Source organism: Shewanella sp. SW24, from assembly GCF_025653395.1.
GTDB lineage: Bacteria > Pseudomonadota > Gammaproteobacteria > Enterobacterales > Shewanellaceae > Shewanella > Shewanella oncorhynchi.
In genome coordinates, this window is record NZ_JAKKSH010000006.1 from 153,167 (window position 1) to 164,784 (window position 11,618).

An 11,618-nucleotide genomic window follows, 5' to 3' on the forward strand; every position below is an offset into this window, starting at 1 on the left:
AGCACAGTGTACTACAGCCTTGACTAATTTAGCTTACAGACCTTTTGTGAACGTACGCGTGATCACATCTTGTTGTTGTTCTGGCGTCAGTGAGTTGAAGCGCACTGCATAGCCAGAAACACGGATGGTCAGCTGTGGATACTTGTCTGGATGCTTAACGGCATCTTCGAGCATCTCGCGGTTCATCACGTTGACGTTCAAGTGTTGGCCACCTTCTTTTTTGTCATTGTGGTCGAAGTATCCGTCCATCAATGCCGCTAAGTTGGTACGGCGAGCATCATCATCTTTACCCAGCGCATTTGGCACGATTGAGAAGGTATAAGAGATACCGTCTTGAGCGTGGGCAAATGGGAGTTTTGCCACTGAGGTTAATGAAGCGATTGCGCCTTTTTCATCACGGCCATGCATAGGGTTTGCACCCGGTGCAAATGGCGCACCTGAACGACGACCATCTGGTGTGTTACCGGTTTTCTTACCATAAACCACGTTTGAGGTGATGGTCAGAATTGACTGCGTTGGGATCGCATTGCGATACATTTTACGGTCACGAATTTTCGCCATAAAACGTTCAACTAAGTCACAGGCGATATCATCTACACGTGGGTCGTTGTTACCAAATTTTGGATAATCACCGCTGATATCGAAATCAACTGCTATGCCGTTTTCATCACGAACCGGTTTTACGGTGGCGTATTTGATGGCAGACAGTGAGTCGGCTGCGATAGATAAACCCGCAATACCACAAGCCATAGTGCGACGTACGTCTCTGTCGTGCAGCGCCATAAGCGCGGCTTCGTAAGAGTACTTATCGTGCATGTAGTGGATTGAGTTCAGTGCAGTGACATATTGAGTCGCTAACCAATCCATTAAACCGTCTAAGCGATTCATCACATCATCAAAGTTGAGCACTTCGTCTGTGATCATGTCTGCTTTAGGGGCAATTTGGATTTTCAGTTTTTCGTCTACGCCGCCGTTAATCGCATACAGCATGGTTTTCGCTAAGTTAGCGCGAGCACCGAAGAACTGCATGTGTTTACCCACAACCATAGGGCTCACGCAACAGGCGATTGCATAGTCGTCTGATTGGAAATCTGGACGCATTAAGTCATCGTTTTCGTATTGGATTGAGCTAGTGTCGATAGACACTTTGGCGCAATATTTTTTGAAACCGATTGGCAGTTTATCTGACCATAATACTGTGATGTTTGGCTCTGGACTTGGACCCATAGTGTAAAGGGTGTTCAAGAAACGGAAGCTTGATTTCGTCACTAACGTACGGCCATCTAAGCCCATACCGCCGATTGACTCCGTCGCCCAAATTGGGTCGCCTGAGAACAATTCGTCGTATTCAGGGGTACGTAGGAAACGCACCATACGCAATTTCATCACGAAATGGTCAACCATTTCCTGAGCTTGTTGCTCAGTTAAGGTGCCATTTTTCAGATCACGTTCAATATAGATGTCGAGGAATGAAGAGGTACGACCTAATGACATGGCAGCGCCATTTTGGCTCTTCACTGCAGCTAAATAGCCGAAGTAAGTCCATTGGATCGCTTCTTGTGCATTGGTCGCTGGACGAGAAATATCGAAGCCATACTTGGCAGCCATTTTCTTCATTTGGCCTAATGCACGGTGTTGCTCGGCAATTTCTTCACGTAATTGGATAACGTTAGATAACTCTTCACCCGCTTCGAACTGCGCTTGCAGTGAGCTAAATTGGGCAAACTTATCTTTCATCAGGTAATCGATACCGTAAAGTGCCACACGGCGATAGTCACCAATGATACGGCCACGGCCATAAGCATCGGGTAAGCCCGTTAAAATACCTGATTTACGACAGGCCATAATTTCGGGGGTGTAAACATCGAACACACCTTGGTTATGGGTTTTACGCAGTTCTGAATAAACGTATTTAACATCTTCATCCAGTACACGATCGTAGGCGGCGCATGAGCTTTCCACCATACGAATACCACCGTTAGGCAACATAGCGCGTTTTAGCGGCGCGTCTGTTTGTAAGCCAACGATAGTTTCTAATTCTTTGTTGATATAGCCAGCGTCGTGGGAAGTGATGGTTGAAACCATCTTAGTGTCGAAATCAACAGGCGCGTGGGTACGGTTTTCCTGTTTGATGCCTTCCATGACTTTATCCCACAATTTTGTGGTCGCTTCGGTGGCACCGGCGAGGAAGGACTCGTCGCCTTCAAAAGGCGCGTAGTTTTGTTGGATAAAGTCACGTACATTGACTTCAGATTTCCAATCGCCAGGAGTAAAGCCTTCCCATGCGTTGGCAAACAGTTCAGTTTTGTCGGTCATCGTACTAATACCTTCTGGTTGAGATAAAAGGTTATTGGCGATCAGCGTTAAGCAATGCTGAGTATAAGCCAATAGCTAATTCCTGAAATAAAGCTCCCTTCATGATGACGCCCTATGATGGGAACTGGATTTTGAAGCGCTCGTCACTCCAAAAGTCTGTCTATTGATACCCGATAAGATGACAAATATTCGCTTACTTTGATTATCGGCTACTGATAAATCTTTATAATTGGTAAGACCAATTGTCCATAAGCATATTAACATAGGTCTGTCGCTATCGCATCTTAAACGGCTTGGTTTATGCTCTGTTAATCCCAAATTTGCTAGCTAGGTAGCATTTTTTTACCACAATAGGGAATACGGCACGCTTTTTAAGTTGGTGTGACATCTGAACCCCATATCTCTTAAATCAGCCTGCCTATATTGTTCCCATTTACTGTCCACCTTTAGCGAGGATAAATCTATCCTCGTATAGGCTGATTTTGATTGGTGGGAGTCACGGCTCGATAATGGGAGCTGTCACAGTAGGCGCAGTGGTTATGATATTAAAAATAAGTTTGATGTTAGCTATTTGTATTAATTTATTTTTATTTGCTAACTTAGTGTCGATTTAGGAGACGCCATGTCATAACGCCATCAAATAAAGCATGCAATGCTTAAATCATTCAGGAAGGGTTAAAGAGTGGCTAAATACAGTAGTTTGCTATGATGCAGGCAACTTGTTACTTGCTGTTGGACTAAACTGTAAATGCTAAAGTATGGGTTATAGTGGGTTCAATTTAATGAATACCGAGATACATGCATCAAGCTATTGGTCATTTAATGTGTCATTGCTGAGGTTTGCTTGAATCTATAGCGCATTAATTTAAGCGTTAGTTCGCTAAATATGAGATGGAAACGTGCAGGATATGCATTGTATACCATCTTAATTAAGCCACATTCTCGCGATGAAAATCGGGCTGTCATGGTAAGACCAATTAACCTTTTGTGTTTTTGGCTTCAAAGTTTTCACATTTTGGGTGTGAATAGCATCACGCTTTAGCAATATCTGCTTCACAGCATAAGCGCGTTGTATGATACAAAGCGAGACTTTAGTGAATCATCATTTAAGCAAATCATTATCTCGGTTTTGATTCGTGTTATCTGCGCAATGGCGCTGCTGGAGATACCTATGCTACGCGTTCAAGTTTGTTTATCTGAAGTTGGAGTTATGCAATGAAAAGCCCAAATCCATCGTCATCAGTTCCAACTGTGACAAACAGCGCACATGAAGCGCCACAGGTTTCAGCTCATTTTAGTTGTTACAATCAGGCTGAAATTTACGGGACAAGCAAAGTGGTTAAAGCACCTTGGCAGTCCTTTGGCTTAGCCGTGTTTGCTGGCGCATTTATCGCTTTAGCCTTTGTTTTTTATTTAACCGTAACCACTGGCGCAGGCGATGCGTCTTGGGGTTTAGTTCGTTTCGTTGGCGGAATAGCCTTTAGTTTAGGTTTAATTTTAGTGGTTGTTTGCGGTGGAGAACTGTTCACCAGTTCTGTGCTCAGTACCGTCGCCTGGGCACAAAAACAGGTCACTGGCGCTGAATTACTCAAATGTTGGTGCCGCGTGTATGCCGGCAATTTTGTCGGCGCTCTGTTGATGGTTTGCTTGATCACTGCCGCAGGTATGTATGATCTCGATGGTGGTAACTGGGGATTAAATGCCCTTAAAGTGGCACAGCACAAACTGCACCATACTTGGGTCCAAGCCTTTAGTTTAGGCATTTTATGTAACATGTTGGTGTGTTTAGGTGTGTGGATGACCTTTGCCAGCCGTGATGTGCTGACTAAATCGTTACTGTTAATTTTACCTGTGGCTATGTTCGTCAGTAGTGGCTTTGAACACAGTATCGCTAACCTGTTTATGGTGCCTATGGGCATGATGATCCAATCAATCGCCAGCCCAGAGTTCTTCGTGTCTTTAGGGGTTACTCAAGCACAATTTGCCGATTTAACCGTGGCAAACTTTATATTCAATAATTTAATACCTGTAACCTTAGGCAATATTGTCGGTGGCGGTGTGATTGTTGGTTTAGGTTATTGGTGGATAGAGCAGGGTAAAGTCACCTTGGCTGAATCACACAAAGCTCATCATGAACACTTTTCTACACCACATTCACATACTGAAAAACCTCAGCACCAGAGTGAGATTAAGCTGACTAAACATTCCTAAAACGTCTTTAATTATCAGTCTGAAGTGAAAGTGCCCAGCAGGTAGCTGGGCATTTTTATGTCGGTTTACTATGATGTGTAAATAATGAAGTAAATAAAAACGGCATCCGAAGATGCCGTTTTTTGATTAGGTTCTAACTCATAAACACCATATTAGAATTTAACTTCGCCTTCGATAAACCATTCACGACCACGCGCATCATATGATGAGCGGTTATAGTGTGGCCAGGCTGTATCTGTTGGATCAAAGTTTGGTCCAACATTAAATAAGTTCATTACACCGCCAGTCACTTTAATTGCGTCTGTGATGTTATAAGCCGATGTTAAGTTCCACTTCGTTTGTGATGCAATTTCGTTTGCACTTTCATCGAATGCCAAACCTTTATCTAATGCAGCTTTTTTAAACGATTTATATCCAACACCATGCATTCTTGCTGTGTGGTAAGCGCCTAAAGTTGTTTCAAAATCGTTTATATACCAACCTAAAATGATATTGGCTTTATATTGCGGTAAACCACCATCATCGATGTCATCATCAATTGCAGCTGTAGGATCTGTTTGTCCTTCAGAAAGAAGAATATAAGTACCATTAAAGTTTAGTTTTAACTCACCAAAGTCAGCGACATCCCATCCGTAACCAGTGGTTAAGTCAATACCACGAACTTTCTGATAAGCAAGGTTTTGTGCGACGGTATTAATGTGAGTAATAGTACCTAATGCGTCACGGGTGATCATGTTTGCATAAGTTTCATATTCACGAGCAGCTTTGCTTGCAGAGATGTCACTTACCATGTCATCCAGTTTCCACTCCCAAATATCGAGTGAAGCATTTAAGCTATCGCCACCATATACAGCACCTATGTTGGCTGTATAGCCTGTTTCAGCGCTAAGATCTTTGTTAGCACCAGTAGTGATATCAATATTGAGTTCATTACAGATTTTGTTCAGTGTTGGATCTGGATTTTTCTGAGATGGAGTTCCACCTAGAGCTTGGCACTGTTTAAAATCAATGATATTGCTATATGCTTTAGTTGCATCTCCATATACGCGATGCATATCTGGTGCACGGAACACTTTACTGATAGAGCCACGAACTAATAATTCATCAAGTGGACGATACTCTACGGTTAATTGCGGCGACAAATTTCCACCGAAATCATCATATCGGTCATAACGTAAGGCCGCATCAAGTGTTAAGTCCTCAAGAACTGGAAGCTTTAATTCCATATAGGTTGCCCAGTATGAACGCTCACCAGCACCTGATGAACCACCACGGCTTAGAATATTGCCTTTAACAGATTCTGAGTCAGATTCTGATGAGTAGTCTTGAGTGGTATATTCCGCCCCAAAAGCAAAGTCTGCTGAACCTGCTGGCAGTTCAAATGCTGGACCTGTGATATTTGCCTGAATATTTTTTTGAGTTGATTGAGCTTTTTCAAACGGAGTGTACGCTATACCGCTGACATCATTTGTGCTGATAGGCGCAAGCAGTGATTTACCGTCAGTACCTTGAGCTAGATAATTAAATAATCCACCCACAGTCGCAAAGCCACTATTGAATACATCCACATTAGTACGGCCGTAATTTACGGATGTATCCCAACTATAATCATCAGCGATCACGCCTTCCAAGCCCGCGGTGAAGAAATAGTTACGGGTACTTGTTTCTCCTGCGCGGTTGCCGAATTCGTGCAAACGACGAATATAGTTGTAGTCACCATTTTCGGCATTTTTAAAATCTCCACCAAGACCTGTATTCTTGTCGAATGTTTTTGTCAGTGAATCATCTAAATCAACACCTAAAGTTACTTTGTCTCCTGCAACATTGACTGTGTAGTTATCGATACCCATAGGTTCGATACGTGTTGTTGATTTTGCTTCTGCAAAATCAAGACGTCCTACAAAGTTCAAATTATCTGCAAGTTCATAGTTAAAGTTCGTTGAACTGATAAAACGAGTGCTTTCTGGTGATAGATCGCGCCACTTTGAGCGATCAAAGCCACATGCGCTACCTGTCCAAAGAAAACCGCCCGCTTCGCATTCACTCGCAGTTAGGACACGTTGGCCTTTTGGTGTCGTTCCACCAGCAGGTTTTTTACCTGTAATGCCAGCCCCATATGAGCTGTATTGTGAATATTTACTATAAGGTACTTTGTCTGTATCTAATCCAAAAACAGCTCTATCAGTTGCATTCAAACGCTCAGTATCAGTAAATTCGATGAAGGTTGAGACGTTACCACGTTCGGAAGATGAACCCAGAGATAGCGCAATTCGATCGCTTCCACCACCGCCTTCAGTAGTATCACCATGTCGATATTTTAATGCGACGCCATCAAAATCTCTTTTTAAAATAATGTTTACTACGCCACCAACAGCATCTGCACCATAAATTGCTGAACCACCAGATTGTAATATCTCAATACGAGCAACAGCTTCCATTGGTAAGTTTGCGGTATCAACAAAGTTGTCTGTACCACCTGCTGGTTTAGGATATTGGTTGAGACGTTTACCGTTAATCAATGTTAGCGTTCTGCTTGCACCCGCATTACGTAAACTGATTGATGACGCAGCTGGTGTAAAACCATGTACTGATTGAGTTGTCATTGCTCCTGTTGTTGAAGTCAGGCTCTGCAATGCATCTTGTACATTAGTAAAACCTTGTTTTGCCATATCATCAGCACTTAGTACTGTAACTGGGGTTGCGGTTTCCATATCGGTACGCTTAATACGTGAACCTGTTACTTCAATACGTTCAACTTTGGCACCATCTTCAGCTGCATATACTATCGAAGTGGTTAACGCGGCAGTAGCTGCTCCGCTGATTAATGCAAAGCGAACGGCTTTGGCTAATGTAGAATTTGCACGCATTTTATTCTCCCTTAACACATGTTGTATGTTTATTTTTTATTTTTCTTAAATGGTTACTTATGTAAAGAATTAAGCTCTCATTTAATTGAGTTCAGGATATAACCACAAGAAAATAACAAGTGCAACATTGGCCATGCTGGAGTTTTGTTTAAAATTTGTTATTTACTCTCTTTTTAAAATGCAGATATAAGTAGGGTGTGTGTGTAATTGGTGGCAGATAAGGTTTTAATCTGAGGGTTTTGTTTTTTATTTGGCTTTTTGTTTTTATTATTGGTTTTTTGTGTTTTTTTATTGTTGCTAATGTTTTATTTTATTGTGTTTTAATTTTGTTGTTTTCAATAATAGTTTGAAACTATTTTATGTGAAAAAGTAAAAATTAATAACGATATGGTTTGTCATTCCATATATTTTAGATTGGATGATTGAGGAGTGTTATCAATAAGGGTTTTCATGCGGTTTAATTTTGTATGGTGATATTTTTACACCGCGTCAGTAAGCTAGAAGTAAAATTATGGAATGAAATGTTGTAAAGAATAAAAACTAATCAAATGCTATTTCTGATTATTTAATTTTGACTGTTTAAATATAAAAGCGAAGTGAATATCTATTCACTTCGCTTTCGGTTTATTGTTTAGTTTTTTGAGTGAACAATTCATTTGTATGGTTAATTATTTTTACAAAAAGCTGTTCTGTTTATTTGCTATTTAGAACTGATTTGTGCTCTACCACGTTAAATTGCAGTGGAAAGTAGTGTCCTAAATAACGTAGGGCGACATAGGCAACCACTAAGGTGGCGATTACCAGTTCGAATTCTGCTAAGTATTTTATCCATATCGCTAACTCACCCATGTTATTGAACTGCGTTAACCAAGCAGCGGTTTTAAAGAGGGCGGTTGCACCGATCACCATAGGGAAGGTAAAGGCTGCGTAGCCTGGGCTAAAGGGCAGTTTTAGTAGGTGAAAGAAGGCCAAGTAGATGATGCTGGTCATCAGAATGGCGATGCTCAGTAGTAAGGCGACTAAGGGAATCGACGCCTGCTCGCAAACGGTCAGATAACCTGCAAGTGATAAACTGGCGGGCGCCGCGAGAATGGCAATGGTTGGTTTAGCGGCATCGGGTATCGCCTGACAGAAAATGAGGCGATAGAGCATCAAAGGCAGCATGATTAAGTAAGCCAACATCCCAAAAACCAAAATGGCATTTGCTAACCATTGGTAGTCAGACACAGGGAAAGACACCGCCGCGACGATAATGCCAATCGGTGGTACAAACCAGCTTGGAACCATGTGCTCGAGTTTAAAATCAATGGCGCGATAATAGATAAACGCGCTTAGGAAGATCACATGGATACCAATGGCGACTAGCCACAGAGTTAAGCCTGCATGGGGGAAATAATCGCCGAGTGATTTAGACACCACCATCAAGCCCATGGCGAAGGTGGGGATCACACTACCAATCACAGGGTGACTCAGCTCGTCCTTTAAAATATTAGGATGAAGCATGAATTTACCCATGAGCAATAACAGTAACACAGAGGCTATGATGGCACCTGTGAGTTGTCCTGCGCCATTAAGTGAAGGTGTCATGTTCTCCCATGTCCAACCTAAGCTGGCAATTGCCAGTGCCAACCCAGCCATAGGGCTGGGAAGTTTAGCTGCGTGGGATGTCCAGCGTTTGCGTTTTGAAGTCATTTTGAATACCTCTCAATACTGACAATGCTTAACATCGCTTTTTTGGGGCGCTGTTTTGATGTATTTAGTGTACTGCGGGTATCTATGATAAATAAATTTGATTAATTTTATTCATTACATAAGTTTTGCTTACTTTAATGTTGCTATTAAACTTAAGGTTTGAGTTTACAACGCAGTAGCGTGTGCCCTAGGCCAAGATTGTCTGTATCTTCATCCACATACAGTCCCGCTTGGTGAAGCAGGGCCAATAAATCCTTAGAGTGATACATGCGGCTATTGCCATTGGCCATGGCGCTGAAATAGAGGCTAGTGGCATTTACGCAATAGGCGGAGGCGGCCGATGGCTGTCTATCCCAAAAGGTTTCGACGATAAAGAGTTGGCTGTTTGATGTCATTGCCTTTGCCGTGCGTTGTAAAATGCTCAGGATTTGGCTTTTTGAGAAGCAATCCAGAAATTGACTCATCCAGTAAGTATCGGCGCCTTCGACAAAGGGTAGGGAGTCGTCCAGCAGATCGGTGGCAAAGGTATGCACGCGCGCTGCAAAACCTCGTGCGAGTGCATTTTGTGTGGCTACCTCTAGTTGCCCCGGGAAATCCATAATCGTGACTTCAACGTTCGCGTCATAATCACAGCAGCTCAGTGCCCATTTGCCCGTATTGCCGCCTATATCCACTAAATGGATTGGCTTATGGGCAAACACTAATGGCAGAAGCTGTGGAAAGGCATGATCCGAATAGTAATGATCGAAGGCAAACCAGCTCTGTTTCGCTTTGGGTGGTAGATCTTTTAAGGCGGGGTAGATGGTATTCCAGTCACCGAACACCTTAAGTCCTGTGGCCTTGCCTTCTAGTAGCGCGGTATCAAGGTTAAAAAGGCCTTGATAGCAAACATCCTGCACAAAGTTAAGATTGATGGCTGCCATGTCGTCATGGAGTAAAAAGTGCCCAGTTTTGTCGAGCACATAGCCATTTTCATTTTGCCAAACGAGACCCATACTGAGCCCCATATCCAACAATACCCCCAAGGCATATTCACTCAGTGGGGTGGATTGGCTTAACTCGGCCGCAGTGATCCCATGCTCGGCCGCGTTATCTATTTGGGCTAGCACATCGAATTTGAGTAGGCAGTGGGCGACTTGGAAACTAATGGGGCCAAAGGCAATTTTTTGAGCTTCAAACTTTGCATTGAAGGCGCTGATATTACTTGGTGTTCGGTAAAAAGACATAAAAAGGAATGAATTGGCGAGCGGGTCCGTTCTTTATAACCAAGTTAGCCGTGAAAGCCAGTTGAGATACAAAGAACTATGAGCTGTATCCAAACTTGAGCAGTAACTTGTTTATGCTCTGTAATCGAGATCTAAATAATGGAATGCCATAAATAAAAATACCCAGCCAAAGCTGGGTATTTTAAGGACGATAAAACGTCGTTTATTGAACGTTTTCTTCGTCGCCGAATTGGCCTTGGAACAAGACTGAAGATAGGTAACGCTCGGCAGCCGATGGCAAAATCACCACAATGGTTTTGCCTGCAAACTCTGGCAACTCAGCGATGCGGTTGGCGGCGACAACGGCGGCACCCGATGAAATACCCACTAAAATGCCTTCTTCTTGCATTAAGCGGCGGGCCATGTCGATGGCTTCATCGTTAGTTACAGCTTCAACACGGTCAATCAATTCTAAATCTAAGTTACCTGGGATAAAGCCAGCACCAATACCTTGGATTTTATGCGGCCCTGGTTGCACAGGTAAACCCGCTAAGGTTTGAGCTATAACAGGGGAATCTGCTGGCTCAACCGCAACTGAGGTGATGGTTTTACCGGCCACTTTTTTCAAGTAACGGCTTACGCCAGTAATTGTACCGCCAGTACCTACACCGGCAACAAACACATCAACTTCACCATCGGTATCATTCCAGATTTCTGGACCTGTGGTTTTTTCATGGATTTCTGGGTTAGCAGGGTTATTAAACTGCTGCAATAAAATGTATTTTTCAGGAGCCGATTGGCGAATTTCTTCCGCTTTATCAATCGCACCTTTCATGCCTTTCGCGCCTTCAGTCAGCACGAGAGTTGCGCCTAAGGCTTTGAGTAGCTTACGACGCTCTAAACTCATGGTATTTGGCATGGTAAGGGTCAGTTTATAGCCACGGGCCGCGGCAACATACGCTAATGCAATACCTGTGTTGCCTGATGTTGGCTCAATCAGCTCGTGATTTTTTGTTAATAGACCTTTCTTCTCGGCATCCCAAATCATATTGGCACCGATACGGCATTTAACACTGAAACTTGGGTTACGGGCTTCGACTTTGGCCAGCACTTTACCTTGGCTAACACGGTTTAAACGTACTAGTGGTGTATTACCAATAGTATATGAATTATCTTCGAAAATTTTGCTCATGGATTGCTTGCTCCTATGTTGGCACTACTGAATCATAATCTGCTGTGGCGCTTTTAGAAGTGATTGTTTGTTCTTCTTTATTCGATTTGGTTATTAAAGGGTGTGCTGTTATTCGCAAACCCTGATTGGCAGCCA

The 11,618-nt window shown here is 42.9% G+C and carries 6 protein-coding genes; 1 reads left to right on the forward strand and 5 read right to left on the reverse strand.

From position 1 onward, the window contains the following. Positions 1–33: 33 nt before the first annotated feature. The gene (pflB, locus tag L5M17_RS07405; protein ID WP_028760972.1) at positions 34–2,316 is read right to left on the reverse strand and encodes a formate C-acetyltransferase; all 2,283 of its coding nucleotides are present in this window, start codon (positions 2,314–2,316) and stop codon (positions 34–36) included. Between the two features lie 1,215 nt (positions 2,317–3,531). On the opposite strand from pflB, the gene focA reads away from it, so the two are divergent. Further along, positions 3,532–4,527 carry a formate transporter FocA gene (gene focA, locus L5M17_RS07410; RefSeq protein WP_263146348.1) on the forward strand — a complete coding sequence of 332 codons (996 nt, stop codon included), beginning with the start codon at positions 3,532–3,534 and terminating at the stop codon, positions 4,525–4,527. A gap of 152 nt (positions 4,528–4,679) precedes the next feature. On the opposite strand, the gene L5M17_RS07415 is transcribed toward focA, so the two are convergent. The 4 genes from L5M17_RS07415 to cysK form a co-directional block, all read right to left on the reverse strand. Then, on the reverse strand, positions 4,680–7,394 hold the full coding sequence (locus L5M17_RS07415; protein ID WP_028760970.1) for a TonB-dependent receptor plug domain-containing protein: 2,715 nt from the start codon (positions 7,392–7,394) through the stop codon (positions 4,680–4,682). A gap of 693 nt (positions 7,395–8,087) precedes the next feature. After that, positions 8,088–9,086, reverse strand: coding sequence for a TDT family transporter (locus L5M17_RS07420; RefSeq protein ID WP_168824158.1), 999 nt, complete (start codon positions 9,084–9,086; stop codon positions 8,088–8,090). A gap of 152 nt (positions 9,087–9,238) precedes the next feature. Continuing rightward, complete coding sequence (locus L5M17_RS07425; RefSeq protein ID WP_198572815.1) at positions 9,239–10,312, reverse strand: methyltransferase; 1,074 nt, start codon at positions 10,310–10,312, stop codon at positions 9,239–9,241. A 202-nt stretch (positions 10,313–10,514) separates the two neighbouring features. Continuing rightward, positions 10,515–11,483, reverse strand: coding sequence for a cysteine synthase A (cysK, locus tag L5M17_RS07430; RefSeq protein WP_113940761.1), 969 nt, complete (start codon positions 11,481–11,483; stop codon positions 10,515–10,517). Positions 11,484–11,618: the final 135 nt, after the last annotated feature.